Genomic DNA, 25,088 nt, shown 5'->3' with positions numbered 1-25,088 from the left:
AATCCGGATCACCACCACAGCGCCGTCGCCTGATCGCGCAACAGCTGCGCAAACTCCTCCGCCTCCAGCGGCCGGCTGATCAGGAAGCCCTGGATCTCGTCGCAGCGCTGGGCTTTGAGGAAGTCCATCTGCGCCTGGGTTTCGACGCCTTCGGCGACCACCTTCAACTCCAGGCTGTGGGCCATGGCGATGATGGCGCGGGTGATGGCGGCGTCTTCGCCGTTGGCCGAGAGGTCGCGGATGAAGGTCTGGTCGATCTTCACGTAGTCCACCGGAAAGCGCTTGAGGTAACTCAGTGAGGAATAGCCGGTGCCGAAGTCGTCGATCGCCAGCTTCACGCCCAGCTCGCGCAGCTGCTGGAAGGTCGCGATGACGCTCTCGACGTTGTCGAGGAGCTGACTTTCGGTCAGCTCCAGCTCCAGGAAGCGCGGCGCCAGGCCGGTTTCGTCGAGCACCTGGCGCACCAGGCTGGTCAGGTTGCCTTGGCGTAACTGGTGCACCGAGAGGTTCACCGAGACGCGGATATCCGCCAGCCCCTGGCGTTGCCATTCCCGCGCCTGCCGGCAGGCCTGGCGCAGCACGAATTCGCCGATCGCCGCGATCAGCCCGGTCTCCTCGGCCAGGCCGATAAAATCCCCCGGCGGCACCAGGCCCAGCTCGGGATGACGCCAGCGCACCAGGGCCTCGGCGGCGTTCAGGCTGTCATCGGCCAGACACAGCTTGGGCTGGTAGAAGACCTCCAACTGGCCGAGCTCGATGCCTTTGCGCAACTGGTTTTCCAGCTGTAGACGCTCGAGGGTGCAGGCCTGCAGGTTGTCGGTGAAGAATTGGAAGCTGTTGCCGCCCAGATGCTTGGCGTGCTGCATGGCCATGTTGGCCTGGCTGATCAAGGCGGAAATTTCCCGCGCGTTGTCCGGCAGCAGGCTGATGCCGAGGGACGCGCTGACCACCAACTCCTGACCGCCGACGGTCATCGGCATGCGCAGCTTGGCGAGCAGGCGGCTGGCCATCCGCGCCAGGCTCGACAGGCTGCCGTAGGAATCCAGCAACACGGCGAATTCGTCGCCGGAGAGCCGCGCCAGGGTGTCGGCCTCCGGCACCGCCTGGGTCAGGCGCCGGCTCATCTGCCGCAACAGCTGGTCGGCGACTTCGTGGCCGAGGCTGTCGTTCAACAGCTTGAAACGGTCCAGGTCGATATGCAGCAGGGCCAGGCTGCGCCCGCTCTGCCGCGCGCGTTGGCTGGCCTCATGCAGGCGCGCCTTGAACAGCGTGCGGTTGGCCAAGCCGGTCAGCTCGTCGTAGTGCGACAGGTAACGCAGGCGCTCCTCGGCATCGCGGCGCGCCGTTAGGTCGGCGAAGAAGCCGACGATATGACTGACCCGCCCGCGCGAGTCGCGCACCACATTGAGCTGCAACCACTGCGGGTACAGCTCGCCGTTTTTGCGGGTTTCGATCAACTCGCCCTGCCAGGTGCCGCTCAGCTCCAGCTCCTGGCGGATCACTTCGTACTGGCGGCGCGTCGCCCGGCTGCTGATCAAGCCGGCGACGCTGCGCCCATGTACTTCGTCTTGGCTGTAGCCGGTGACCTGGCTATAGGCCCGGTTGACCGCCAGTACTAGGTAGTCCGGGTCGAGGATGACGATGCCCTCGCTCGCCGCCTCGAACACGGTGGCGGCCAGGCGCTGTTCTTCCTCACGCCCCTTCCAGCTACTGATGTCGCGGCGGGTGCCGAGCATGCGGGTGACCTGGCCCTGGGCGTCGCGCTCCACCGCGCGGCCGCGATCCTCGATCCATACCCACTGGCCGTCGGCGTGGCGCACACGGTATTCGATCTGGTAGCCGTCGCTCAGCCCCTTCAGGTGCTCGACCAGGGTTCGCCGCAGCAAGGGCAGGTCTTCCGGGTGCAGGCGCGGCTTAAGATCGCGCAGCATGGCCTTCACCTCATCCGGCTCGAGGCCGAACAGCTCCTTGAGCTGCGAATGGTGCACCTGGTCGGTCACCAGGTTCCAGTCCCACAGGCCCAGCTCGCTGGCCTCCAGCGCCAGGGCCAGGCGCTCCTCGCTCTTGCTCAGGGCATGGCTGGCCGCATCCAGCTCCAGGGTGCGCTGGGCCACGCGCATTTCCAGCTCGCCGTGGGCCTGGCGCAATTCGCGTTCGGCGCGCCGGCGCTGTTCCACCTCGCGCGCCAGCTCGCCGTTGAGCCCCTCGGCCTGGGCCTTGGCGGATTCCAGGTGGCTGATCAGCGCCTGATTGTGGAAACGCTGGAGCAAACTGCGCTGCACCAGGCGATTGACCTGCCAGGCCACCACCAGTAGCGCGCCGAACAGAATCAGCCCGAGCAACCCCCAGCCCTGCTGCAACGGCTGGCTACTGAGCAGGAGATAGACCACCGCCGGCAGCAGGCACGGCAAGGCGAAGGTCAGAAAAGCCGAGAGGCTGACCGCATAGGCGATGCTGGCGGAGAGAATGGCGGCGGCGATCAGGCCGAACATCAGCGCCTGCTGGAGGAAGGCGTCCGGCGGCACCAGGGCGATCGCGCCGATGGCCAGGGTCACCCCGGAAGCTGCGGCGCCGAGCAGGAACATCCGCCGCCAGTGCGGCTTGGCCTGGCGCGAGGGCCGCGCGGCATTGAAGGCCGCCACCTGAATCAGCCGCAGCACGGCCAGCAGCATCAGCCCGATCAGCCAGCCGGAGAGCAGCAGGCCGCCCTGCGGGGCCCATAACAGATAGGCGCAGGCCAGGCCGCTGAGCAGCATGAATAGCGTGGGGATCCGCGAACCCTGATAGAGCAGACGGGTGCGTTCAACGGCGATGTCGGTGGCGAACAGCTGGCGGATCTCCCGGTCGGCGTCCGCAGACGACTGCGCGGGGAGGGTCCTGGAATGAGCGGTCATAGGCTATTTTCTTGTGATGCCGTGCCTAGGCGTCGCCGGAGCATACCCGAGCCCAGGGCATCACCCAAGGCTGAAGTGCGGCATTTGCACCGCCGCCAGCCCGTACTTTCGATAGCCGCGGCCGCGCCTGTCAGGCCGACCGACCGGTCATTCGCCGCCTGGCGTTTGCCCTGGCTACCCTGGCCCCCTAGAATGCCGCGATGCGCGACGATCTCTCCCTTCTGCTGAATTCCCTCAACGACGCTCAACGCCAGGCTGTAGCAGCCCCGGTGGGCCGTCAGTTGGTCCTGGCCGGCGCTGGTTCCGGTAAAACCCGGGTGCTGGTGCACCGCATCGCCTGGTTGATCCAGGTCGAGCACGCCTCGCCACACTCGATTCTGTCGGTGACCTTCACCAACAAGGCCGCGGCCGAGATGCGCCAGCGCATCGAGCAGATCCTCGACATGAGCCCGCAAGGCATGTGGGTCGGCACCTTCCATGGCCTGGCGCACCGCTTGCTGCGGGCGCACTGGCAGGAAGCCGGCCTGAGCCAGAGCTTCCAGATTCTCGACAGCGACGACCAGCAGCGGCTGGTCAAACGGGTGATCCGCGACCTCGGCCTGGACGAGCAGCGCTGGCCGGCGCGCCAGGCCCAGTGGTTTATCAACGGGCAAAAGGATGAGGGGTTAAGACCCCAGCATATCCAGGCCAGTGGCGATCTGTTCCTCGCCACCATGCGCAAGATTTACGAAGCCTACGAAGCGGCCTGCCTGCGCGCCGGGGTGATCGACTTCTCCGAGTTGCTGCTGCGCGCCCTGGACCTGTGGCGCGACCATCCGGGCCTGCTCGAGCATTACCAGCGGCGCTTCCGGCACATCCTGGTCGACGAGTTCCAGGACACCAACGCCGTGCAGTACGCCTGGCTGCGCCTGCTCGCCAAGGGCGGCGACAGCCTGATGGTGGTCGGTGACGACGATCAGTCGATCTACGGCTGGCGTGGGGCGAAGATCGAGAACATCCATCAATACTCGGCGGATTTCCCCGACGCCGAAACCATCCGCCTGGAGCAGAACTACCGCTCCACCGCGAGCATCCTCAAGGCGGCCAACGCGCTGATCGTCAATAACAGCGGGCGCCTCGGCAAGGAGCTGTGGACCGAGGGCGGCGAAGGTGAGCCGATCAGTCTGTACGCCGCCTTCAACGAACACGATGAAGCGCGTTACGTGGTGGAAAGCATCGAAAGCGCGCTGAAAACCGGCTTGGCGCGCCGCGATATCGCCATTCTCTACCGCTCCAACGCCCAGTCGCGGGTGCTGGAAGAGGCGCTGCTGCGCGAGAAGATTCCCTACCGCATCTACGGCGGCCAGCGCTTCTTCGAGCGCGCCGAGATCAAGAACGCCATGGCCTACCTGCGCCTGCTCGACGGCCGCGGCAACGATGCGGCGCTGGAGCGGGTGATCAACGTGCCGGCACGCGGCATCGGCGAAAAGACCGTCGAGGCGATCCGCGACCACGCCCGGCATGCCGATCTGTCGATGTGGGAGGCGATGCGCCAACTGCTCGCCAACAAGGGCCTGAGCGGTCGCGCCGCCGGCGCCCTGGGCGGCTTTGTCGAGCTGATCGAGAACCTCGCGGCCAAGGTCCTGCAGATGCCGCTGCACCTGATGACCCAGACCGTCATCGAGCAGTCCGGGCTGATCAGCTACCACAAGGAAGAAAAAGGCGAAAAAGGCCAGGCGCGGGTGGAAAACCTCGAGGAATTGGTCAGCGCCGCGCGCGCCTTCGAGAACAACGAGGAAGAGGATCTAACGCCGCTGGCGGCGTTCCTCGGCCACGCCTCGCTGGAAGCCGGCGACACCCAGGCCGACGAGCATGAGGACAGCGTGCAGCTGATGACCCTGCACAGCGCCAAGGGCCTGGAGTTCCCGCAGGTGTTCCTGGTCGGCATGGAAGAAGGCCTGTTCCCGCACAAGATGAGCCTGGAAGAACCCGGCCGCCTCGAGGAGGAACGCCGCCTGGCCTACGTCGGCATCACCCGCGCCATGCAGCACCTGGTGGTCAGCTACGCCGAGACCCGCCGGCTGTACGGCAGCGAGACCTACAACAAGGTCTCGCGCTTCGTGCGTGAGATTCCGCCGGCGCTGATTCAGGAAGTGCGCCTGTCCAACAGCGTCAGCCGGCCCTATGGCTCCAGTCACCGGGGCGCCAACACCAGCAGCCTGTTCGCCAATGCCGAGGTGCCGGAAACCGAGTTCCGCCTCGGTCAGGCGGTGAAACACTCGCTGTTCGGCGAAGGGGTGATCCTCAACTTCGAAGGCGCCGGCGCCCAGGCGCGGGTGCAGGTGAATTTCGCCGACGAAGGCAGCAAATGGCTGATGCTCGGCTATGCCAAGCTGGAGCCGGTGTAAGTCGTGTAGGGCAATGCAACCCGCGTGAAATGGGATGATTCAGTTGGCGGGTTTCACCCTGGGCACTGCCACCCCCCCGCGCCGGGCGATAACCCCGCCGAGCCAGAGGGCTCCGTTGGTCGTTTTCATCGGCAGCCCAAGGTTCGCGACTCATACTTGCAAGTCGAGGTATGCCCGATGAATCGATCGCCCAGCGCCAAGCAAATTCTCGACTGCGCCCTTGAACTGGCCGACACCTGTGGCTGGGAGCGTCTGCATCTGTTCGCAGTCGCTGAGCGACTAGAGGTCGGCCTGGACGCCATCGCCCGCCATTACCGACAAAAAGACGACTTGGTCGAGGCCTGGTTCGACCGCGCGGACAGCGCCCTGCTGGCACGCGCCCAGGCACCCGACCTGGCGGCGCTGCACCCCGAAAAACGCCTGGAAGAACTGCTGATCGCCTGGCTCAACAGCCTCGCCGCGCACCGGGCGGTCACCGCGCAGATGCTGCTGTACAAGCTGGAGCCCGGTCACCTGCACTTGCAGGTACTCGGCCTGTTGCGCATCAGTCGCACCGTGCAGTGGTGGCGTGAGGCGGCGCGCCGCGAGAACCAATCGCTCAGCCGGATCATCGAGGAAAGCCTGCTGAGCACCGCGTACCTGTGCACCTTCCTGCATTGGCTGCGCCACCCGCAAGAGGAAGAAGCCGATCTGCGCGCCTTCTTGCGCCGACAGCTGCGCTGCACGCCGCTGCTCCTGCTGCTGCGCCCCTAGGTTTGCCGCGCTGCACGCCGGCGGGCAAAAGCCCGAAACACTCTGCCGCTGGTCATAGCCACTCAGCCTGTGCAACATGGCGCGCGTTGAATCAATAACAGAGAGCTCCAACAATGAAGCGTTTCCTCAGCCTTGCCATGGTGCTTTGCGTCGCCCTGACGCTCAGCCTGGATGCCAATGCCAGACGCATGGGCGGCGGTAAATCCTTCGGCTCGGCGCCGACCCACCAAACCCGCCAGGCCACCCCGCCGGCCACCAACCAGGCCGCCGCTCCGGGCCGTGCAGCCCCTGCCGCCGCGGCCAGCGGTGCTTCGCGCTGGCTCGGGCCGCTGGCCGGGATCGCCGCCGGTGGCCTGCTCGCCTCGATGTTCATGGGCGACGGTTTCCAGGGCATGCAGATCTTCGACTTTCTGATCATCGGCCTGATCGCCTTCCTGGCCTTCCGCTTCATTGCCGCCCGTCGCCGTCAGCAGGCCCAGGGGCAACCGGCCGCTGCCGGGCATGCGCCGTTCCAGCGGCAAATGCCGGTGCCCGATGCGCCTTCACCAGCCTCGATCTTCGGCGGCAGTAGCAGCAGCGCGGCCGCACCGGTGATCAACGCCCCGAGCTGGTTCAACCAGCAGCGCTTCCTCGAGGCCGGCCGTGAGCACTTCCTGTCCCTGCAACAGCACTGGGATGCGGCCGAGATGGACAAGATCGCCGAGTTCGTCACCCCGCAGATGCTCAGCTTCCTCAAGGAAGAACGCGCCAGCCTCGGTGACGGCTTCCAGTCCACCTATGTGGATGATCTGCACGTGCAGCTGGACGGCATCGATGAACTGGCCGACAAGACCGTGGCGACCCTGACCTTCAGCGGCGTCGCGAAGACCTCGCGCTTCGACCAAGGCGAAGCCTTCAGCGAAAGCTGGCGCATGGAGCGCGGCAACGGCGACAACCCGCCGTGGCTGGTCGCCGGTATCCGCCAGAACGGCTAAACCTGACAGGCGTTAGCGCTACAGCGAAAACCCCGGCCCTGGTCGGGGTTTTTCTATTCAGACAACCGCAGGCATTGCGCTTGCGCCGAGCTACTGTATAAAGCGCGCCATCCCAAGTGAGAGGTTCTCTGCCATGGAAGAAGTGATCGACGAGCTGCGTGAACTCAACGAGAAAGTCCCGGTGCCCCTGGAGCTGCCGGACGAAGAATTGCTGGTGGAAATCGAAGAGCAGTTGCTGATCAACCTACCCTTCGAGTTTCGCGAATTTCTGCTCAAGGTCAGCGATGTGGTCTACGGCCGCCTGGAGCCGGTGACCGTGACCGACCCGCAATCGCATACCTACCTGCCGGAAGTGGCCTCGGTGGCCTGGTCGCTGGGCCTGCCGCGCGAGCTGATTCCGCTCTGTGAAGACCACGGCAACTACTACTGCGTCGAACTGGACGGCACCGTGCTGCTGTGGGACGGCGACGAAGCCGAACTGACCGACGAGAGCTGGGATTCGGTGTGGAAGTGGGCGCGCGAGGTCTGGCTGCAAAGCTGAAAACGCCTGCTAGCCGCTCGACCGTGATTCCCGTAGGGCGGCCTCGCCGCGAAGCGGCAGCCCGCCAGCGAGAACCTCGACAATCACCTTGCGCACCCGCTCGGTGGGCCGGCCGGCTTTCTCTGGGGTCACGCCCATATCCGCCAGCAACATGGAAAGCGCCTTGAGCTCGCGATTGCCCCATATCCGGATCGCGAGCAGGGCTCGCTCCTACAGCTTCTGCGTCAGACGCGAACCTTGCCATTGCTCGCCTCCAGGCTGAGCAGATTGAGCAGGAACTGCCCGAAGTAGCTCAGATCCTGCTCCAGGGCCGCCCGCGCGGCCTTGCCGTCACCGGCCTGCAGCGCCTTGAAGCAGTCGTCGTGGAAGTCGTTGAGGCGCAGCGACAAGTCGGCCTCGGTGAACAGCCGATTGAAGAACGGCCCGACCTGCAGCCACAGCCCTTCGATCAGGCGCAGCAGCACCGGGTTGGCGCAGGCTTGGTAGAGGGTCAGATGAAACTGGCTGTTGTCGTTCAGATAGCCCCGCACGTCGCGGCGCTCCAGCGCGTTTTCCATGCGCTCGACACAGCCCTGCAGGATCGCCAGATCGCTGGGCGTCAGGCGCGGCGCGGCGGTCTCCACCGCCAGACCTTCTAGCGCCAGACGCACCTGGAGCAACTGCTGAAAGCGTTCGCGGGTCATCGGCGGGACGCGCACCGAGCGCTGCGGCTCGGCTTCCAGCGCGCCTTCGGCCACTAGGCGTTGCAAGGCGGCGCGCACCGGCATCGGGCTGGTGCCCAAGGCCGCCGCCAGGTCGCGGATTTTCAGGCGTTCGCCGGGGTGGAATTGCCCGGCCAGCAGGCCCTCGCGGATACGTTGGTACAGCTGTTCTTGCAGATTGTCGGCCATGCTCGCGTCACCGTGCAGGGGCCGGCGGCGCCGGCAGTTGGTTCAGGGTCAGGCTGCAGTTGCGCATCGTCAGGGTGCCTTGTTCTCGATCAGACAGTTACCGCCATCCACCACCAGCAATTCGCCGGTGATGTAGCTGGCCTCAGGTGAAGCGAGGAAGGCCACGGCCGCGGCGACCTCCTCCGGGCGATCGCGAAGCCAATCCCCTCGGCGCTGCCCGCACCACTGACTAACGCCACCTGTCCTTGCCATGGGCTCACCGACATAAAAATCCTCTATGTGATCACAAATTATGCGAATTGTAGCTTATCGGCTTTTTTATCGCAGCTATTGACAGTTCTGTGATCACAAAACAATCATGTGCGGAAATTCGAACGAGGTGCTCAAGATGACCGCCAGCGGTATCAGCGAAAGCGCCGTGGAAACCTTGGCCGCCCGCGAGCGCGCCCGTTTCCTCGAGCAGAACCCCAACTCCATCGCCCTCGCCGAGCGCGCCCGCCACTCGCTGTTCGGCGGCGTGCCGATGCACTGGATGAGCGACTGGTCGACGCCTTCGCCGCTGTTTGTCAGCCGTGCCCAAGGCGCGCGCTTCTATGACGTCGATGGCCACGAGTACGTCGACTTCTGTCTCGGCGACACCGGCAGCATGTTCGGCCATTCGCCGGCGCCGATTGCCCGCGCCCTCGCCGAACAAGGCGGCAACGGCCTGACCACCATGCTCCCCGGCGAAGATGCAGTAATCGCCGGCGAGCTGCTCGCCGAACGCTTCGGCCTGCCCTATTGGCAAGTCGCGACCACCGCCACCGACGCCAACCGCTTCGTCCTCCGCTGGGCGCGGGCGATCACTAGCCGCAAAGTGGTTCTGGTGTTCGACGGCTGCTACCACGGCACAGTCGACGACGTCATGGTTCGGCACCAGAACGGCCGCACCGTGCACCGCCCCGGCCTACTCGGCCAGGCCTACGACCTGACCCAATACAGCCGCGCCGTGCCCTTCAACGACCTCGCCGCCCTCGAAGCGGCCCTGGCTCAAGGTGACGTGGCGGCGGTGCTCTGCGAGCCGGCGATGACCAATATCGGCATGGTCCTGCCCGAGCCCGGTTATCACGCCAAGCTGCGCGAGCTGACCCGCCGGTACGGCACGCTGCTGATCATCGACGAAACCCACACCATCTCCACCGGCCCCGGCGGCTGCACCCGCGCCTGGAACCTGGAGCCGGACTTCATCACCCTCGGCAAACCGATCGCCGGCGGCGTGCCCTGTTCGGTCTACGGTTGCAGCGCGGCAATGGCCACGGCCATGCAGCTGGCCCGCCGCTACGCCAGCGAGCACAGCGAAGGCCACGGCCACAGTGGCATGGGCACCACCCTGTCGGCCAACGCCCTGGCCATGCACTGCATGCGCACCAATCTCAGCGAAGTGATGACCGCGGCCGCCTATGCGCACATGCTGCCGTTGGCCGCGCGCCTGGCGGCCGGCTTTCGCCAGTTGATCGCCAAGCACGCGCTCGACTGGTCGGTGACCGAACTCGGCGCCCGCAGCGAGTTCCAGTTCTGCGCCCAGTCACCGAAAACCGGCGCCGAGGCCGAAGCGGCCTTCCATGACAGCCTGCAGATGACCCTGCACCTCTATCTGATCAACCGCGGCATCCTCATCACGCCGTTCCACAACATGACCCTGTGCTGCCCCAACACCAGCGTCAGCAATGTCGATCGTCTGCTGGCGACCCTGGATGAAGCGCTGAGCGAGCTGCTGGCTATTCCCGGCGCGCGCGAGTAGCCCCAGTTGGCGGACTGCCGCGTCGCGGCGAGTCCGCCCTACGCCCCGAATCCGTAGGGCGTACTCGCCGAAGGCAGTACGCCTCCCCCCCAGCACGAGATAGCCACCATGAAATTTGCCGATATCCAGGAAGCCCGCGACTTCCTCGAACAACATCCCGAGGTGCGCAGCCTCGAGCTGTTCATCATCGACGCCAACGGCGTGCCGCGCGGCAAGTTGCTGCATCGTGAAGAGCTGCTGGCGGTCTTTGAGTCCGGTCGGCCCCTGCCGAGCACCATCCTCGCCCTGACCATCAATGGCGATGACGTCGAAGACACCGGGCTGGTCTGGGAAGTCGGCGATGCCGACTGCTGGACCTACCCGCTGCCCGGCAGCCTGTGCCTGCAACCCTGGCGCCAGCAACCGACCGGCCAGTTGCAGGTGAGCATGCACCCGCAGCACGGCCAACCCGCCGCCGTCGCCGATCCGCGGCATATGCTGATCAAGGTGATCGACGGCCTGAAGGCCGAGGGTTATCACCCGGTGATGGCCGTCGAGCTGGAGTTCTACCTGCTCGACCGTGAGCGCGGCGAACACGGGCGGCCGCTACCGGCGCGGCAGATGAACGGCCAGCGCCCGCAGGCCACCCAGGTGTATGGCGTGTATGAGCTGGAGCAGCTGCAGCCGTTCCTCAATGATCTGTACGACGCCTGCGATGCCCAGGGCCTGCCGGCGCGCACGGCGATTTCCGAATACGCCCCGGGGCAAGTGGAGATCACCCTCGAACACCGCTACGACGCACTGCAAGCCATCGACGAAGGCATTCGCTACAAGCGCCTGGTCAAAGGCGTGGCGAACAAGCACGGCCTGCAGGCCTGCTTTATGGCCAAACCCTTTGGCGATCTGGCCGGCACCGGCATGCATATGCACGTCAGTTTGGCGGACGAGAAAGGCAATAACCTCTACGCCAGCGAGCTTTCTGACCTTGAAAGCAGTGCGGGCACACTCTTGAAGCATTCCATCGGCGGCATGCTGGCCACCCTGCTCGACTCGCTGGCGCTGTTCTGCCCCAACGCCAACTCCTTCCGCCGCTTCCAGGCCAACAGCTATGCGCCGCTGGCGCTGACCTGGGGCATCAACAACCGCACCGTGTCCCTGCGCGTGCCGGGTGGCCCGGCCAAGAGCCGGCATATCGAGCACCGCATCTGCGGCGCCGACGCCAACCCCTATCTGGCCGCCGCGGCCATTCTCGCCGGCATCCATCACGGCATCCGCCAGCAGCTCGATCCCGGCGCGCCGATCGTGGGCAACGGCTACGCCCAGGCCAAGGAGTTTCTGCCGACCGACTGGCTGACCGCCCTGCGCGCACTGGAAGACTCCAACTGGGCCAAGGAAGTCTTCGGTGCGGAGTTTCTCAAGGTCTATCTAGCGATCAAGCACGAGGAATACCGCCAATTTATGGGCGAGGTCGGCGAGCAGGATTGGCGCTGGTACCTGACCCAGGCGTGAGAGCGCTAAGCTGAAGGCAATCCCAAGGCCTACAAACGCCAGCTGCTGGCGCTCTACCCGCAGGGCCAAGACGCGCGTTTTATCCGCCCGGAGGAAGTCGCCGAACTGGTCTGGTTCCTCTGCCAGCCCCACGCGGAAGCCCTCACCGGGGCCAACCTGGCGATCGATTTCGGCCTCTCGGCCGGCAAGTAAGGCGTAGCGTCGGCGCCAGCGCCCGCGCTGCAGGCCACCCCCCCGACGCACCAATCGGGGGCGCACGCCCCGACCTACGCGCAGCAAACCCCCGCAAACAGGCGACCAACCCCTTAGACGCACGGCCCCCGAGCGCCGGCGCCGTGCGCTAAAACGTGGCGCGCGGCAGATTTCGGCAGGCTCCACCCCTGGCCTGGCGCTATCCTTGCTATGACGCCCCGACATCCTCGCCTGGCGAAGATCCCCCGCCCCTTAAAGAGTCTGTTATGGAATTTGGAAACGCCCAGCTGTCGATGACCGTGTTGATGACCCCGGACAAGGCCAACTTCTCCGGCAACGTGCATGGCGGCACCCTGCTCAAGTACCTCGACGAGGTCGCCTACGCCTGCGCCAGCCGTTATGCCGGCTGCTATGTGGTGACCCTGTCGGTGGATCAGGTGGTGTTCCGCGAGCCGATCCATGTCGGCGAACTGGTGACCTTCCTCGCCTCGGTCAACTACAGCGGCACCAGCTCGATGGAGATTGGCGTCAAAGTGGTCACCGAGAACATCCGCGAGCGATCGGTGCGGCATACCAACAGCTGCTTCTTCACCATGGTCGCCGTCGACGACGCCGGCAAGCCCACCCCCGTGCCGCCCCGCCAGCCGCACAGCGCCGACGAAAAACGCCGCTTCAAGCAGGCCCAGCAGCGCCGCCAGCTGCGCCAGGAGCTGGAGCGGCGCTATCAGGAAATCCTCGAAGAAGCCTGAGGCCAGGCCGCGCCGCCTACACATCTTGTTTAACTAGGCGCGGCCTCCCCTCCGGCGCCGGAATTTGCGCCGACGCCAACACTTCTCCCGCCCACTGGCCATACTGAGTGTGATGGGAGAATTGCACGGTATTCAGCGGCCAGACGTCGACCCCAAGGCCCGGCATGGGCCATGCCGCCACGCTGCCGCCGGCATGGCCGAACAGCCCATGGGCCTGGATCGCGGGCAGGTGCGCTGGGCGTTGCATGCCGGGTTCCTGAGTCGTGAAAGCGGCAATCGTGAGAGCGAAAGTATGGCGGCAAATAGCCCCGACCAGGCAGGCTGGAGTGCCTGGCGCGCGGCGGTTAAGCTGACCGCCCTTGTTGGAGCGCAACCACCATGCTGACCCTGGGTAATCTGTTCGTGCTGATGCTGCTGGCCGCCGGCGGCGCCTGGCTGTGGCATGCCCATGGCTTGCGCGAACGGGCCTTGGCGCAGGTCAAACAGCATTGCCTGCAGGTGGACGTGATCCTGCTCGACGACAACGTCGCCCTGCGCAGAATCGCCCTGCTGCCCGACGCCCGCGGCCGTAAGCGTCTGGCGCGGGTGTATGGCTTCGAGTTCACGGTCACCAGCGAACAACGGCATGCCGGCACCATCATCATGTTCGGTGAGCACGTCGGCCATATCGAGCTGGCACCGCACCCGTTCGTGGAAAAACCCGCCAGCGCCTTGGACAAGCCCGACCTAGTGCCCGAGATAACGCCCGACAAAACGCCGGTGAAGCCCAGCACCTCTGCCGAAGTGATCCAGCTCAGCGAGTGGCGGCGCACCCATGACAAGTGGCACCACTGAGCCACGCCAGCATTAGCAGGCCGTTGAAAAACTACCTACGTTGCCGATACGGCGTTAAAAACGGCCTCAAAATGCTCATTTACAACACGTAAACTGCGCTTTTTCGGCCGTTTTTGCCTTGTCTCGGCTGCCTCGCCTACATTTTTCAACGGCCTGTTAGTGGCCTGTGTAGCGGCATTGCCTTTCGTCTTGGCTGCAAGAACGAATTTTTGCAGGCGTGGTCTCACCCCCATCTGATCGATCACCGAGGAGGCATCATGCTTATTAAGAAGAAAACACTGTTGGCCGTGGCTGCGTGCACGATGATGTTCGCCTCGGCTTCCCTGCTCCCCATCTCCGCCGCCCATGCAAGAAGCGGAAACGGTGGAGGGCACGGCGGCGGCACTGCCGGCGGGCATTCCGGCAGCCATAGCAGTAACGGCCATGGCGCCGGCTTGAGCAGCGACCACTCCGGGAAGGCAGTCAGAGCGGGGGATGAACACAGCAACCACTACGGCAGAGATCGGGCGGATGACTCCGAGCATGGCTCGATCACCTCCGGCGTCGCCAACTCGAAGGACACCCGAGGCTTGTCCAAGGCCACGGCCATTTCGGCCACCACCCCCGGCGAGCACAACACCAAAGGCTTGAGCAACGCCGCAACCTCGACCTCCAAGAACGACCGCTGATCTCCGGCAGTTTCGCCGGGCGCGCCGTCCGCGGATGACGCACCCGGCCTCCAGCAGTCCCGGCTGCCGTGTTGCTTTGGCGCCGCATGGAGTTGCGGGGACACCGAAGCCGTTGTTCACGGCCGATCCGGCGGCGGAGCTTGCCCGGCTCAGCTGTGTTGCAAGAGGAAATTGGCGACGCGCTCGGCGCAGTCCTGCGGGGCTTCCTGCATAAAGCAGTGCCCGCCGGCCACCACCTGGGCACTGACGTGGGCATTTAGCGCCGTCACCCGCGCCACCGCCTTGGCGACGAAGGGATAGCTCTGCTGACCGTGCAGAATCCGCGTTGGCGTCACTATCCCGCCCAGCGACGGCCACAGCCGGCGGGGGTAGGAACTGAAGATTTCCACCTCGCGGCTCGGCCGGCATTTCAGCTCGACGCCGCCCTCCACCTCCTTCAGCGCATGCTCGACATAGGCCCACAGCGCCGCATCCTCCCAGCCCTTGAAGATGCCACGGCCATACAGCCCGGCATAGGCCGCGGCTCGGTCCGGCCACTGCCGCCGGCGGGCGGCGGACTTGCGCGCCAGGGTGCTGCGCCGATGCAGGCCGAGCACTTCGGACAGCGCCATCACGCCGATCAGCGCCGGTGGAAACAGCACCGGGTCGAGCAGCACCGCGCGCCGAAACAGCTGCGGCTGCTTGGCCAGGATCAGACTGCTGAGCACCCCGCCAAAACTGTGCCCGACGGCAAAGCAGGGCACCGCGCCGAAGATCCCGCGGCCACTCTCGAAGGCCTCCAGCGCCAGCTCGGCACTGCGGTTCCAGCCATGAAAACGCCCGCCGTGGTCGCTGTCGCCATGGCCCTGGATATCGCACAGCCAGAGGTCGAAGTCCGCCGCCAAACGCTTGAGCAGCGGCTCATAAGTGCGCCCGCAAAAACCATTGCCATGCAGAAAATGCAGCAGCGGTTTACCCGAGGGCGGGCAGTGCCAGCCACGCAGGGTGAAGCCGGCGGAAGTGGGATGGGACCAAGGCTCTAGCGTCATGGGATAACTTTGCGGCGAAGTGAGCGCGGCAGTTTAGCTGCCGGCTGGCGTGCTAATCCAGCTGACAGGCGGCCAGCCCGGCGCTGAGCGTCGCCTCATCCTGGGCCTGGCTGAAGATCAGCTCCAGGCGCGAATCCTTACGCCATTCGCTGGCTTGCCAATGGACCGGTTCACCGTTCAAGGCATTGCCGGAGAGCCAGCCGGCATTGGTCTGCAGCACCAGCTTGGCGCGCCGCCAGGGCAACGTGGCCAGCCACAGCTGCACGCGCATCAACTCGAAACGCTGACTCGGGTGCCAGCGCCAACCGATGCTCCAGCCCTCCACCTGCCCCTGGCTTTGACAGATCGGCTGCCGGCGGTCGAGCCAGACACTCGGCAGGCTAGGCGCACCAGTCGATGGCAACCCCAGTGCCTCCCCGGCGCTCTCGGCCTGAGCCTGCAGACCTGGCAACTGGGCCAGCGCCAGCGCGCCCTGACTGGTCCAGCACCACGGCCGCGACGGCAGCTCGGCCAGCAGCCGCGCCCGCACCGCATCATCGAGGTTTTCCGCCTTGTTCAGCACCAGCAAACCCGCCTCGGCCAACGCCGCTTGCTGAGTCTCTGGCAGCGCTTGGCCGGCGGCCAGGGCGACGGCATCCAGCACCAGCACACTCGGCTGCACCGCCAGCACGCCCGCCCAGGGTGGCTCATGCAGCTGGCGCAAAATTTCCGCCGGGTGGCCAAGACCGGACGGCTCGATCAGCAGGCGATGCGGCTTGGCCTTGCGCAGCAAGCGGGCCAGACCGATCTGAAACGGCGCGCCATTCACGCAGCACAGGCAACCGCCGGCGACTTCACCGAGGGCGATGCCATCGTCGCTGCTCGCCAGCAGCGCGGCGTCCAGGCCAATCTGGCCGAACTCATTGATCAGCACCGCCCAACGCTCGTGCACCGGCCGCTGCGCCAGCAACTGGCGAATCAGGCTGGTCTTGCCCGCGCCCAGGGGGCCGGCGATCAGGTGGGTGGGGATATTCTTCAACATGGGCTTATGGTGAGGCTTGTCCGGGTCAGGGGCAAAGGTGTCGTGCTAGAGTCCCGCGCATTTCGTTCTGGAGGCGTTGTCATGCGTCTGTGGCTGCTCGCACTGCTATCCGCCCTGCCCTTGTTCGCCCAGGCCGAAGCCTGTGTGGTGCATAGCCAGGCCGCGCGACTGGACATCAAGGTCTGCCAGCAAAACCGCAGCATCCCGGCGCAACTGTTTCGCCAGGGCTTTTGCCAGCCGCAACTGCAAGGGCAGAAGGTGGCCGTCGAGTTTGTCGAGCAGTGCCCGAGCGGCTCCTTTGGGGTCTGCCGCTCGGCCCGGGTGGCCGGCACGCCCTACCAGCAGGACATCCATTACTACGGCGTGGCCAGCGACGCGGCCTATCTCAAGCCGGCCTGCGAGGGCCAAAGCCAAGGCCTGTGGATGGGCCGTTAGTCGCCTGTCCGCTGCTTGGCGGGCGAGTATCAGGCGGCCTCCGCATGCCGGGGGCCGAAGGGGTCCGGCAACTGTTGCCAGGCCTCCACGCCCTGGGCCATTTCGAAGTCCGTCAGCTGACAGGCATCCAAGTCTTCATTGAGCTTGGCGAAGTCGATGTTCTGCCCGATAAACACCAGTTCCTGGCGGCAATCGCCGACCTCTTCACGCCAATTCCGCATGATCGTCTGCAGCCCTTCGGCATCTTGCGGCCATTGGCTCTTGGGCACGAAGCGCCACCAGCGCCCGGCGAAACCATGGCGCAGCAAACCGCCGGCCTGGGACCAGCTACCGGCTTCTTGGTGCTTGCTGACCGGTCAGCCCCCGTTGGAACGCAGCAATCGGCCATTGGTCCACTCACGATTTATGAAGCTGAAAAAGCGCTCGGGATGGAACGGCCGCCGCGCCCGGTAGGCGCTCGAAGCAATGCCGTACGCCTCGGTTTCCGCCACATGCTCGCCGCGCAACTCCTTGAGCCAACCCGGCGCCTGCGCAGTGAAGCCCTGTTCAAGCGTCCGGCGCTGGTCAGCCCTTTGGCTGGCTGGAAGTCATACCCGGCCTGCATCGCTGCACGCCAGGATTCACGGGAGTTCCACGTGGAACTGAGCCTCGCCGTGAGCTATTCGTCGGCGGTGTTCATCGAGAACATCAAGGACTCGCGCCTGCTCGAGCAAATCGCCCAGGAAAGCGGGACGCAGATCGGCGGCACCCTGTATTCCGACGCCCTCGCGGCTTCCGGCCCGGCCAGCAGCTTTATCGGTCGGTTCGAGCACAATCTGAAAACCCTGCATCAGGCGCTGGCGCAGCCATAAGCAGCGCGCAGCAGATCATCAACAGGGACTAAGGCTGGCGCGGTTGTAACGTGCCGCACTCCGCCGCCAGCCAACGCCCGTGGGATTCCAGGCTGCCGCTTTGCGGCTGGCCGCCCGCCGTGAAGGTGCTGTTGAGCGTGGTGACGAACTCGCGATCACTGACAAAACGCGTCTGCCCTTCGCCCTTGCCCTGCGGGCAGCTAAAGCGGAACTTCCAGAGCTGCGCGCTGCGTTCGGTGATCTGCTGGGTACAACCGGCCTGCGCACCCTGCAGGGGAATAGTGTCGGTCTTGGCCTGCTCTGCAGTCAGGCAAACGCGCACCCCTTGCCCAGCGATGGCAACCCCCTGCTGCGCCATCGCCTGTTCGGCCATTTGCCGCGGCTGTGCCGGTAAATTACCGAGCAATAGCTCCAGGTTCGGCAACGCCTGACCATTGAGCTGCATAGTGTTCGGGCTGATTTCCCAGAGCCCGGGCTGCAGCGTTTGTGCCTGGGCCAGTTGCGCTAGCAGGCAGATCGCCGCACTAAGGGTAAAAAGGCGGATGTCCATGCTCGGGATTCCTTGCAGAGGCTGCTTATGCGCTCGGCGTGGCCCGCCCGAATAGCGTGCCGGCGACGCCAACCCGCGCTAGCCTACCCAGTAGTAGACGCCGTCAGTGGCTGACAGTTGCAGCGGCGCACGGCACCTTTGCGCAAGGAAAGTACTCGAGCATGGACTACAGCATTCCCCCGCTACTCGGCTATCTGCTGGTGCTGGTGCATCTGCTCGGGATTGCCGCGGCCATCCATGCGGTGCTCAGCGTACGCACTGCGCAAGGTGCGATTGCCTGGGCCATCGCCTTGCTGTTTATGCCCTACCTGACGCTGCTGCCGTATCTGGTGTTCGGCCGCAGTACCTTCGACGCCTACATCAAAGCCCGGCGCCAGGCCGACCGCGAAATGCACCGCGCGATGGCTAACCTGAACTGGCGACCCTGGGTAGAAGAAGCCCTGGCGGCACGTGAATCCGAGGTTTACGGCAATCTGCGGGCCATGCCGCGTCTGAGCCGGATGCCGTGCCTGGCGAACAACCAAGTACGCCTGCTGATCAATGGCGAGGCCACCTTCGCGGCGATCTTCGCCGCCATCGGCGCGGCCCGGCAGGCGATCCTCATCCAGTTCTTCACCGTCCATGACGATGCTCTGGGCCGCCGCCTGCAAGCCTTGCTGTTGGAGCGCGCCGCGGCCGGGGTCGCCGTCTATTTGCTCTACGACAGCATCGGTAGCCATGCCTTGCCGCGCAGCTATGTCGAACGCCTGCGCAGCGGCGGTGTGCAAATCCAAGCCTTCGCCACCCGCAGCGGGATGTTCAACCGCTTCCAGGTCAACTTCCGCAACCATCGCAAAATCGTGGTGGTGGACGGCGAGTACGGTTTCATCGGCGGGCACAATGTCGCTGACCTATACCTCGGCCTGAAACCGCCGCTGGCGCCCTGGCGCGATACCCATATCGAACTGCGCGGGCCGGTGCTGGCCTGTCTGCAGGAGTCGTTCGCCGAGGACTGGTTCTGGGCCACCCGGCAGCTGCCGCCGCTGATTCTGCCGGAGGCCTATCCCAGCGGCGGGATGCTCTGTCAGGTGCTGACCAGCGGCCCGGCGGATGCGCAGGAAACCTGCTCGCTGTTCTTCGTCGAAGCGATCCATGCGGCGCGCGAACGGCTGTGGATCACCAGCCCGTATTTCATCCCCGACGAGGCGGTGTTCGCCGCCTTGCGCCTGGCGGTGCTGCGCAATGTCGATGTGCGTATCTTGCTCCCGGCGCGGCCCGATCACCGCATGGTGTTCGCCGCCTCCAGCCTGTACGCCTTCGAGGCGCTGCATGCCGGCGTGCGCGTGTTCCGCTACCAACCGGGCTTCCTGCACCAGAAAGTCGTGCTGATCGACCAGGACGCCGCCGCCATCGGCAGCGCCAACCTGGACAACCGCTCGCTCCGACTGAATTTCGAGATCATGCTGCTCACCGTCGATCGCGGCTTTGCTAAGGAAGTCGAGCGGATGCTCGAAGACGACTTCGCGCAATCGCACGAACTGGCCGCCGGCGACGACCAACATATCCATCGCCTGCGGCAGCTCGGCATGCGGGTGGCGCGGCTGATTTCGCCGATTCTCTGAGGCTACCCCGGCGCGCTCTGCTTTCAGGCTTCGCGGTAAAGATCGGCCCGACTCCAGGGCAGTTCGTGGGAACCATCGCTTAACGGCTTGACCGCCAGAATCTGATGCAGATTCATCCAGCCGCGGGCAAACCCATAGGCGCAGCCGGCCAGGTACAAGCGCCAGATCCGTAACACCTGCTCCGGCACCAACTGCGCCGCCTCCGCCAACTTGTTCTCCAAACGCGCGCTCCAAAACTCCAGGGTTCGCGCGTAATGCCGGCGCAGGCTTTCCACATCCACCACTTCCAGGCCCGCCTCGCTAAGGAGCGCAGTCATGTTGGCCAGATGCGGCAGTTCACCGTGGGGGAACACGTAACGGCCGATAAACGCGCCGGCACCGCGCCCGACCGGCCGACCATCGGTGTTCTTGGAGGTGATGCCGTGGTTCAGCACCAGCCCGCCGGCCCGCACCGCGCCGTACAGGCGTTGACAGTAGAGCGGCAGGTTGGCATGGCCGACATGCTCGAACATGCCGACGCTGACGACCTTGTCGAAGCGACCATCCTGCGGCAGATCGCGGTAGTCCAGCAGTTCCAGTTGCACCTGAGCCTCCAGCCCTTCGGCCCTGACCCGCGCGCGCGCCAGCTCCAGCTGCTCCTGGCTGAGGGTGATGCCGAACACCTGCACGCCAAATTCGCGGGCGGCGAAGCGTGCCAAGCCGCCCCAACCACAGCCGACATCGAGCAGACGCTCACCCGGCTGCAGGCGCAGCTTGCGGCAGAGGTGGCGCAGCTTGGCCTGCTGGGCCTGTTCGAGATCTTCCGTGCCGGTCTCGAAGTAGGCACAGGAATAGACCATCTCGCGATCCAGCCAGAGCGCGTAGAACTCGTTGGAGAGGTCGTAATGATAGGAAATGGCGGCGGCATCGGTGGCCTTGTCATGCTCGGTGCGCGCCGGCAGGATCGCCTCCCCCTCGCCGAGCAGCGCTTGGCTGAGGACATCGCCGATGCGAATGACTTCGCTCATCGGCCCCTCGAGGCCCAGCCGCCCCTCCACGAAGGCGCCACCCAGCGCATCCAGGCTGGGATGGGTGAATTGCGCGACCAGGCTCGGATCTTTGAGCACCATGGTGACGCTCGGTGCCGGGCCGAGGTCGAGTTCATGACCGTTCCACAAGCGCAGCCGCAATGGCAGTTGAAGGTCGCGCAGGGTCGGTGGAAGTTGCGCCAGCATAGGGAGCTCCACGTTCACACTCATGAGTGCAAGCGTAGTTCAAATGCCTCCCAGGCCAAGCCAGAGGTTCAACGACCTCGTTATAGGCCCAACAACCTTCGCCTATGACACCCGCTGCAGCAGCCCCTCGCTCAGCCATTGCTTGAGCCAGGTCGCCGCCTGCACAGGCGCGGCGTCGCCCTGCGCGCTCAGCTCGACGCATAACTCGGCGAAATTCCAGCCTTGCTGGCTCATGCCGTGCAGCGCCGCGGCTTCCGCAGGACCCAGGCTGCGGTACTGGCTGACCAGGCCCTGGCGCCAGATCAGACAGACCTGCGGCTGTTCCAGCGGCGTGCTGGCCGGCGGCTCGTCCGCGGCCTTGAGCGCGCGCCACAACGCCAGGCTGTTGTAGTGGCAGACCTGCCACTGCACGCTGGGCAGCAGGCGTACCCGCAACTCGGGCCAGTCCGCGGCCGGCAGCGTGGCCATGCTCTGCAGGGTCAGGGGTTCGCCGTCCGCGGCGTCGAAGGCCAGGGTGAAGGCCCATTCCAGACGCGCGAGTTCGGCCAGCGGCGCGCCCTGTTCGGCGACCAGGTAGCCGTCGATAAAGTCCGCCAGCCGCGCGCCCAGCCAGCGCAGGCTGAAATGACGGGAGGGATGAGCTTGCAGGTAGGCACTCGCCAGGCGCTCGAACTGGTCGTCGCCGAGCCAATGACGCAGGGTTGGGAAGTCTTCGCGTAGGGCGTCCAGCAGGCGCGCCCGGTAGGCGTTGTGATAGATCGCCAGGCCTTCCTCGGCGCTCAGGGCTGGGCTGCCGAGCAGGCTGTCGCGCAACGCCGCGTTGGGCTGCGGCTGCGCGCCGAGCAGGTAGGTCTCGAGTTCGAGCTGCCAGTCGTTCAGGCGCATGCGGCCTCCGTGCCGAGTGCCACGGCAGCGAGTGCGCGGGCCTGGTCCAGTTCGGCGAGCAGCTCGGCGAGGGGTGGGAAGTGATCGTCGCGCTCCAGCAGGGTGGCGACCGGGCCGAGGTGCTCAAGGGTACGCTGATAGAGCCGCCAGACCGGATCGCTGACCGGCTGATCGTGGGTGTCGATCAGGTAGCTGCCGTAGTCGCTATGCCCGGCCAGGTGCAGCTGGCGAATCCGCGCGGCTGGCAGCGCGCTGATAAAGTCCCAGGGCTCGAAGCCGTGATTGCGCGCGCTGACATAGACGTTGTTGACGTCCAGCAACAGCTCGCAGCCGCTCAGCTCGCTGAGGGCGGCGAGGAACTGCCATTCGCTGAAATCAGAGTTCGCGGTGCGCACGTAACTGGAGACATTTTCCAGCACCAGCGGCCGCTCTAGTACCTCCTGCACCTGGCGCACGCGGGCGGCCACATGCTGCAGGCTTTCTTCGGTGTAAGGCAACGGCAGCAGGTCGTGCAACTGATGGGCGTTGCCGCGGCTCCAGCACAGGTGGTCGGAGATCCACGCCGGCTGCACCCGGTTGGCGAGATGCTTGAGCTGCTGCAGGTAAGCTTGGTCGAGCGGATGCGGGCCACCGATGGACAGCGAGACGCCGTGCATCACCAAGGGGTAGTGCTCGCCGATGGCGTCCAGGTAATACAACGCCTTGCCGCCGTCGACCAGATAGTTTTCCGAGATGACTTCGAACCAGTCCACCGCCGGGCGCTGTTCGAGTATCTCGCCGTAGTAGGCGCTGCGCAGCCCCAGGCCGTAGCCGAGGCAGGGAGTAGCTGAAGACATGCCGGGCTCCTTCGCCAGAGTGGCCGGGGTGACCGTAAATCGGCCACCCCAGGCGCACTTATTTGCCGACTTTGCCGCCGGCATTGTTGCACTCGGCCAGGGTCATGTTCTTGAAGCCTTGTCCCTTGCAGGAGCCCTGCCCTTTGCAGGCGTTTTTCGCGGTCTTGCAGTCGTTTTGCCCTTTGCAGGCGTTGACGCCATAACAGGGCACCATCTGGGCCTCCTCGGCAAAAACCTGGGGCGAGATGCTGGCGAACAGTCCGGCGGCGGCCAGGGCTAAGGCGGCGCCAGCAGCGGCAGTTTTCATGGTCATGTTGTTATCCTCATCTGATGGGGGGCGTCGGCCGTGGACGGCTTACTCAGGCCCGACACATTGATAGAGTGAAGACAGTTTCTGGCGTTACAGCCAGGCGAAAAGAATTTCCCGAGCCCTTCAGCGATTCCCCCGAGGGCAGATCCAAGCGCGAGCCTGGCCACGAGCTTCTGTGGATCAGGCCTGGTCCGCCGGCCGATAAAGGTGTTCGTGGCCTGCGCGGTAAAGCGTGGAGTCGGCGAAGTCCTCGGCCGCCAGCACCCGGCCGACCAGGATCAACGCCGTGCGCTGGAAGCCTTTGGCCTGCACCTTGGGCTGGATGTCGGCCAGGGTGCCGCTGACCCAGTCCTGATCCGGCCAGCTGGCGCGGTGAATGACCGCCACCGGGCAGTCGGCGCCATAGTGCGGCAGCAGCTCGGCGACGATCTTGTGCAAATGGCTGATGCCCAGGTGAATCGCCATGGTCGCGCCGTGGCGCGCCAGGTCCGGCAACTGTTCGCCGGCCGGCATCGAGGTTTTGCTCGCGTAGCGGGTGAGGATCAGGGTTTGCGAGATACCCGGCAGGGTCAGCTCGCTTTCCAGCAGCGCCGCACAGGCGGCGGTGGCGGTGACGCCCGGAACTATCGCGAACGGAATCTGCAGTTGGCGCAGCAGGCGAATCTGCTCGCCGATCGCGCCATACAGCGACGGGTCGCCGGAATGCACGCGGGCGATATCCTGGCCCTGCTCATGGGCCGCCTTGATCAGCGCGATGATTTCCTCCAGGTGCAGTTCGGCGGTATTCACCAGCAGCTCGGCACTATGGCCTTCGAGCACTGCCGCGGGCACCAGCGAACCGGCATAGAGAATCACCGGGCAGGAATGGATCAAGCGTTGCCCCTTGACCGTGATCAGCTCCGGATCGCCTGGGCCGGCGCCGATGAAATAGACCGTCATGGGCCTCTCCTGAGTCGTGAAGTTGGAAACACTTATGGGCGACGAATGCAGGCCAGGGCAAAGCTGGCGCTGGCATTGCTGTGTTTGCCGATCAACAGCTCGGCCCGACTACCGCTCAACGCCTCGGCCTGTGCCAGGGCACAGGCCTCGGCCACCCCGGCGCTGCCGGTGGCGCGCAAGGCGATGGCGGAATGTTGCGTCAGCCGGCTAGCGAACGCCGCCAATTGTGCGGCAGAGAAAAACTCCAATGGCAGCTCCAGCGTTTGCGCCAGGGCCAGCAAGCCGGGCTCGGCGCGTTTCTGCTCGATACTGGCCAGCCCGCTCAAGTCCGCCAGCTGCAAGCCATAGGCATCCAGCGTCTGCTCCAGCAGCTCGCGCAGCACGGCTTGCGAACAGCCACGCCGGCAGCCGAGGCCGGCGATATAGAGCGGAGCGGCCGTCATGGCAGCGGCGCAGTGGCATGGATAGAAGCGTGGACAAAAGCGAAAAACCCGCTGACGGCACAGCCGTCAACGGGTTCATGTGCAGCCGGCCGAGGACCGGAGCAGTGGCTCACGCCGCGTTCGGGCCGGCGAAACGGCGATACAGCCAGGCCGAGAGCAAGCCCAACGCCACCCAGAACAAGGCATTGGTAATCAGCGAGGCCCAGATGAACTGGTGTTCCAGCGCCTCTGGCGCCAGGCTCGAATGCACCTCGGGCTGCGGCGCACCGATCACGTGCGGCACCAGCAGCAGCGCCAGGCCAAGGCTGCGCAACGCCCAGTACTTACCGAAGACGATCAGCGCCAGACCTACCGCCGTGGCCATGGCGGTACCGATCCACCAGTACTGACGCAACGCCAGATCGGCGGCGGCAGTCCCCGGCAACTCCGGCGGCAAGCCCAACGCAGGCGCCAGGCTGAAGGTCGCGAAACCGCCCAAGCCCCAGAGCAGGCCTTCCCAGGTCCGGCCCGGCGTACGCAGGCTGTACAGACCGGCCAGCATCAGCGCGAAGCCCACCGCCACCACCAGATTACCGCCAGTGGTGGACAGCACGCGCTGCCAGCCATCTTCCGGCGCCCAGGCCTCGGCGCTGTGCTCATGCGCGGCAACGCCGGCCTCATGCCCATGCTCGCCGACCTGTTCGGTGGCCGGCGCGCTGTTCTCGAAGGTTTCCGCTGTAAGAATCAGCGGTGCGACCCAGAAACTCTGCAACAGAGTCAATAAAAGTGCCGCCAACAGCCCGCTGAAGCCGGCCGTCTGGGCGATGCGCTTAATCATGGCAAGCC

The 25,088-nt window shown here is 65.4% G+C and carries 23 protein-coding genes and 7 pseudogenes; 14 read left to right on the top strand and 16 right to left on the bottom strand.

Translation table 11 applies throughout. From position 1 onward, the window contains the following. Positions 1–8: 8 nt before the first annotated feature. A complete protein-coding gene (locus tag FFS12_RS07225) occupies positions 9–2,894 on the bottom strand; it encodes an EAL domain-containing protein (RefSeq protein WP_137886207.1) in 2,886 nt (961 codons plus the stop codon). Positions 2,895–3,094: 200 nt separating this feature from the next. On the opposite strand from FFS12_RS07225, the gene uvrD reads away from it, so the two are divergent. The 4 genes from uvrD (at position 3,095) to FFS12_RS07205 (ending at position 7,549) form a co-directional block, all read left to right on the top strand. Beyond that, entirely contained in the window at positions 3,095–5,281 is a 2,187-nt protein-coding gene (gene uvrD / locus FFS12_RS07220) for a DNA helicase II (RefSeq protein ID WP_137886206.1), read from the top strand. Positions 5,282–5,458: 177 nt separating this feature from the next. Further along, positions 5,459–6,034 (top strand): TetR family transcriptional regulator, encoded by a 576-nt coding sequence (locus FFS12_RS07215; protein ID WP_137886205.1) that lies wholly within the window; start codon positions 5,459–5,461, stop codon positions 6,032–6,034. Positions 6,035–6,147: 113 nt separating this feature from the next. Beyond that, a complete protein-coding gene (locus FFS12_RS07210; RefSeq protein ID WP_137886204.1) occupies positions 6,148–7,008 on the top strand; it encodes a Tim44 domain-containing protein in 861 nt (286 codons plus the stop codon). Positions 7,009–7,141: 133 nt separating this feature from the next. Continuing rightward, the gene (locus tag FFS12_RS07205; protein WP_137886203.1) at positions 7,142–7,549 is read left to right on the top strand and encodes an SMI1/KNR4 family protein; all 408 of its coding nucleotides are present in this window, start codon (positions 7,142–7,144) and stop codon (positions 7,547–7,549) included. A 69-nt stretch (positions 7,550–7,618) separates the two neighbouring features. Here the strand turns inward: FFS12_RS07205 and FFS12_RS20130 are convergent. From FFS12_RS20130 to FFS12_RS07195, 3 genes and pseudogenes are all read right to left on the bottom strand, one after another. Beyond that, a pseudogene (locus tag FFS12_RS20130) lies at positions 7,619–7,723 on the bottom strand (hypothetical protein); the annotation flags it as partial. Between the two features lie 50 nt (positions 7,724–7,773). Then, entirely contained in the window at positions 7,774–8,439 is a 666-nt protein-coding gene (locus tag FFS12_RS07200) for a GntR family transcriptional regulator (protein WP_137886202.1), read from the bottom strand. A 69-nt stretch (positions 8,440–8,508) separates the two neighbouring features. Next, a pseudogene (locus tag FFS12_RS07195) lies at positions 8,509–8,628 on the bottom strand (SDR family oxidoreductase); the annotation flags it as partial. Positions 8,629–8,827: 199 nt separating this feature from the next. Here FFS12_RS07195 and FFS12_RS07190 point away from each other — a divergent pair. From FFS12_RS07190 to FFS12_RS07175, 4 genes and pseudogenes are all read left to right on the top strand, one after another. Continuing rightward, entirely contained in the window at positions 8,828–10,219 is a 1,392-nt protein-coding gene (locus tag FFS12_RS07190) for an aspartate aminotransferase family protein (RefSeq protein ID WP_137886201.1), read from the top strand. 108 nt (positions 10,220–10,327) lie between these two features. Continuing rightward, a complete protein-coding gene (locus FFS12_RS07185) occupies positions 10,328–11,707 on the top strand; it encodes a glutamine synthetase family protein (RefSeq protein WP_137886200.1) in 1,380 nt (459 codons plus the stop codon). A gap of 15 nt (positions 11,708–11,722) precedes the next feature. Continuing rightward, a pseudogene (locus tag FFS12_RS07180) lies at positions 11,723–11,899 on the top strand (SDR family oxidoreductase); the annotation flags it as partial. 266 nt (positions 11,900–12,165) lie between these two features. Continuing rightward, positions 12,166–12,648, top strand: coding sequence for an acyl-CoA thioesterase (locus tag FFS12_RS07175; protein ID WP_137886199.1), 483 nt, complete (start codon positions 12,166–12,168; stop codon positions 12,646–12,648). 55 nt (positions 12,649–12,703) lie between these two features. Here the strand turns inward: FFS12_RS07175 and FFS12_RS07170 are convergent. After that, positions 12,704–12,895, bottom strand: a pseudogene (locus tag FFS12_RS07170) (pyridoxal kinase); the annotation flags it as partial. 131 nt (positions 12,896–13,026) lie between these two features. Between FFS12_RS07170 and FFS12_RS07165 the strand changes: the two are divergent. Both FFS12_RS07165 and FFS12_RS07155 read left to right on the top strand, forming a co-directional pair. After that, positions 13,027–13,482, top strand: a complete 456-nt coding sequence (locus FFS12_RS07165) for a DUF3301 domain-containing protein (protein ID WP_137886198.1) — start codon at positions 13,027–13,029, stop codon at positions 13,480–13,482. 257 nt (positions 13,483–13,739) lie between these two features. After that, positions 13,740–14,150 carry a hypothetical protein gene (locus FFS12_RS07155; RefSeq protein WP_137886196.1) on the top strand — a complete coding sequence of 137 codons (411 nt, stop codon included), beginning with the start codon at positions 13,740–13,742 and terminating at the stop codon, positions 14,148–14,150. A 149-nt stretch (positions 14,151–14,299) separates the two neighbouring features. On the opposite strand, the gene FFS12_RS07150 is transcribed toward FFS12_RS07155, so the two are convergent. Both FFS12_RS07150 and FFS12_RS07145 read right to left on the bottom strand, forming a co-directional pair. After that, complete coding sequence (locus tag FFS12_RS07150) at positions 14,300–15,178, bottom strand: alpha/beta fold hydrolase (RefSeq protein WP_137886195.1); 879 nt, start codon at positions 15,176–15,178, stop codon at positions 14,300–14,302. Positions 15,179–15,230: 52 nt separating this feature from the next. After that, the gene (locus FFS12_RS07145) at positions 15,231–16,199 is read right to left on the bottom strand and encodes a GTP-binding protein (RefSeq protein WP_137886194.1); all 969 of its coding nucleotides are present in this window, start codon (positions 16,197–16,199) and stop codon (positions 15,231–15,233) included. 81 nt (positions 16,200–16,280) lie between these two features. On the opposite strand from FFS12_RS07145, the gene FFS12_RS07140 reads away from it, so the two are divergent. Further along, entirely contained in the window at positions 16,281–16,634 is a 354-nt protein-coding gene (locus FFS12_RS07140) for an NADH:ubiquinone oxidoreductase (protein WP_137886193.1), read from the top strand. A 29-nt stretch (positions 16,635–16,663) separates the two neighbouring features. Here FFS12_RS07140 and FFS12_RS07135 read toward each other — a convergent pair. Continuing rightward, positions 16,664–17,167: pseudogene (locus FFS12_RS07135) on the bottom strand (GTP-binding protein); the annotation flags it as partial. Between FFS12_RS07135 and FFS12_RS20125 the strand changes: the two are divergent. Together FFS12_RS20125 and FFS12_RS07130 are read left to right on the top strand one after the other, a co-directional pair. Then, positions 17,159–17,302 (top strand): annotated as a pseudogene (locus FFS12_RS20125) (GTP cyclohydrolase I FolE2); the annotation flags it as partial. The pseudogenes FFS12_RS07135 and FFS12_RS20125 overlap by 9 nt on opposite strands. Next, positions 17,303–17,485 (top strand): annotated as a pseudogene (locus FFS12_RS07130) (metal ABC transporter solute-binding protein, Zn/Mn family); the annotation flags it as partial. It lies immediately after the preceding pseudogene. Between the two features lie 28 nt (positions 17,486–17,513). Here the strand turns inward: FFS12_RS07130 and FFS12_RS07125 are convergent. Beyond that, on the bottom strand, positions 17,514–18,035 hold the full coding sequence (locus FFS12_RS07125) for a DUF3617 domain-containing protein (protein ID WP_137886192.1): 522 nt from the start codon (positions 18,033–18,035) through the stop codon (positions 17,514–17,516). A 161-nt stretch (positions 18,036–18,196) separates the two neighbouring features. Between FFS12_RS07125 and cls the strand changes: the two genes are divergently transcribed. After that, positions 18,197–19,636, top strand: coding sequence for a cardiolipin synthase (gene cls, locus FFS12_RS07120; protein WP_137886191.1), 1,440 nt, complete (start codon positions 18,197–18,199; stop codon positions 19,634–19,636). A 23-nt stretch (positions 19,637–19,659) separates the two neighbouring features. On the opposite strand, the gene cfaB is transcribed toward cls, so the two are convergent. The 7 genes from cfaB to FFS12_RS07085 all read right to left on the bottom strand — a co-directional run bounded on the left by cfaB (position 19,660) and on the right by FFS12_RS07085 (position 25,080). Next, positions 19,660–20,850, bottom strand: coding sequence for a C17 cyclopropane fatty acid synthase CfaB (gene cfaB, locus FFS12_RS07115; protein WP_137886190.1), 1,191 nt, complete (start codon positions 20,848–20,850; stop codon positions 19,660–19,662). A gap of 102 nt (positions 20,851–20,952) precedes the next feature. Further along, positions 20,953–21,735 carry a DUF2063 domain-containing protein gene (locus tag FFS12_RS07110; protein ID WP_137886189.1) on the bottom strand — a complete coding sequence of 261 codons (783 nt, stop codon included), beginning with the start codon at positions 21,733–21,735 and terminating at the stop codon, positions 20,953–20,955. Beyond that, a complete protein-coding gene (locus tag FFS12_RS07105) occupies positions 21,726–22,571 on the bottom strand; it encodes a DUF692 domain-containing protein (RefSeq protein ID WP_137886188.1) in 846 nt (281 codons plus the stop codon). Before FFS12_RS07105 ends, FFS12_RS07110 begins: the two co-directional genes overlap by 10 nt. Before the next feature lie 58 nt (positions 22,572–22,629). After that, positions 22,630–22,884, bottom strand: coding sequence for a hypothetical protein (locus FFS12_RS07100; protein WP_137886187.1), 255 nt, complete (start codon positions 22,882–22,884; stop codon positions 22,630–22,632). A 177-nt stretch (positions 22,885–23,061) separates the two neighbouring features. Further along, entirely contained in the window at positions 23,062–23,820 is a 759-nt protein-coding gene (cobM, locus tag FFS12_RS07095; protein ID WP_137886186.1) for a precorrin-4 C(11)-methyltransferase, read from the bottom strand. 32 nt (positions 23,821–23,852) lie between these two features. Further along, positions 23,853–24,263: a cobalamin biosynthesis protein gene (locus tag FFS12_RS07090; RefSeq protein WP_137886185.1), complete on the bottom strand. Its 411-nt coding sequence runs from the start codon at positions 24,261–24,263 to the stop codon at positions 23,853–23,855. A gap of 109 nt (positions 24,264–24,372) precedes the next feature. Next, a complete protein-coding gene (locus FFS12_RS07085; protein ID WP_137886184.1) occupies positions 24,373–25,080 on the bottom strand; it encodes a CbtA family protein in 708 nt (235 codons plus the stop codon). Between the last annotated feature and the right edge of the window lie 8 nt (positions 25,081–25,088).

Source organism: Pseudomonas sp. 2FE (assembly GCF_005503735.1).
In the GTDB taxonomy this organism is placed as follows: domain Bacteria; phylum Pseudomonadota; class Gammaproteobacteria; order Pseudomonadales; family Pseudomonadaceae; genus Aquipseudomonas.
This window is presented reverse-complemented; position numbering and strand designations above follow the sequence as displayed.

Coding starts and splice junctions, on each gene's coding strand:
- FFS12_RS07225 (WP_137886207.1), bottom strand. CDS start 2,894: ATGACCGCTCATTCCAGGACCCTCCCCGCGCAGTCGTCTGCGGACGCC.
- uvrD (WP_137886206.1), top strand. CDS start 3,095: ATGCGCGACGATCTCTCCCTTCTGCTGAATTCCCTCAACGACGCTCAA.
- FFS12_RS07215 (WP_137886205.1), top strand. CDS start 5,459: ATGAATCGATCGCCCAGCGCCAAGCAAATTCTCGACTGCGCCCTTGAA.
- FFS12_RS07210 (WP_137886204.1), top strand. CDS start 6,148: ATGAAGCGTTTCCTCAGCCTTGCCATGGTGCTTTGCGTCGCCCTGACG.
- FFS12_RS07205 (WP_137886203.1), top strand. CDS start 7,142: ATGGAAGAAGTGATCGACGAGCTGCGTGAACTCAACGAGAAAGTCCCG.
- FFS12_RS07200 (WP_137886202.1), bottom strand. CDS start 8,439: ATGGCCGACAATCTGCAAGAACAGCTGTACCAACGTATCCGCGAGGGC.
- FFS12_RS07190 (WP_137886201.1), top strand. CDS start 8,828: ATGACCGCCAGCGGTATCAGCGAAAGCGCCGTGGAAACCTTGGCCGCC.
- FFS12_RS07185 (WP_137886200.1), top strand. CDS start 10,328: ATGAAATTTGCCGATATCCAGGAAGCCCGCGACTTCCTCGAACAACAT.
- FFS12_RS07175 (WP_137886199.1), top strand. CDS start 12,166: ATGGAATTTGGAAACGCCCAGCTGTCGATGACCGTGTTGATGACCCCG.
- FFS12_RS07165 (WP_137886198.1), top strand. CDS start 13,027: ATGCTGACCCTGGGTAATCTGTTCGTGCTGATGCTGCTGGCCGCCGGC.
- FFS12_RS07155 (WP_137886196.1), top strand. CDS start 13,740: ATGCTTATTAAGAAGAAAACACTGTTGGCCGTGGCTGCGTGCACGATG.
- FFS12_RS07150 (WP_137886195.1), bottom strand. CDS start 15,178: ATGACGCTAGAGCCTTGGTCCCATCCCACTTCCGCCGGCTTCACCCTG.
- FFS12_RS07145 (WP_137886194.1), bottom strand. CDS start 16,199: ATGTTGAAGAATATCCCCACCCACCTGATCGCCGGCCCCCTGGGCGCG.
- FFS12_RS07140 (WP_137886193.1), top strand. CDS start 16,281: ATGCGTCTGTGGCTGCTCGCACTGCTATCCGCCCTGCCCTTGTTCGCC.
- FFS12_RS07125 (WP_137886192.1), bottom strand. CDS start 18,035: ATGGACATCCGCCTTTTTACCCTTAGTGCGGCGATCTGCCTGCTAGCG.
- cls (WP_137886191.1), top strand. CDS start 18,197: ATGGACTACAGCATTCCCCCGCTACTCGGCTATCTGCTGGTGCTGGTG.
- cfaB (WP_137886190.1), bottom strand. CDS start 20,850: ATGCTGGCGCAACTTCCACCGACCCTGCGCGACCTTCAACTGCCATTG.
- FFS12_RS07110 (WP_137886189.1), bottom strand. CDS start 21,735: ATGCGCCTGAACGACTGGCAGCTCGAACTCGAGACCTACCTGCTCGGC.
- FFS12_RS07105 (WP_137886188.1), bottom strand. CDS start 22,571: ATGTCTTCAGCTACTCCCTGCCTCGGCTACGGCCTGGGGCTGCGCAGC.
- FFS12_RS07100 (WP_137886187.1), bottom strand. CDS start 22,884: ATGACCATGAAAACTGCCGCTGCTGGCGCCGCCTTAGCCCTGGCCGCC.
- cobM (WP_137886186.1), bottom strand. CDS start 23,820: ATGACGGTCTATTTCATCGGCGCCGGCCCAGGCGATCCGGAGCTGATC.
- FFS12_RS07090 (WP_137886185.1), bottom strand. CDS start 24,263: ATGACGGCCGCTCCGCTCTATATCGCCGGCCTCGGCTGCCGGCGTGGC.
- FFS12_RS07085 (WP_137886184.1), bottom strand. CDS start 25,080: ATGATTAAGCGCATCGCCCAGACGGCCGGCTTCAGCGGGCTGTTGGCG.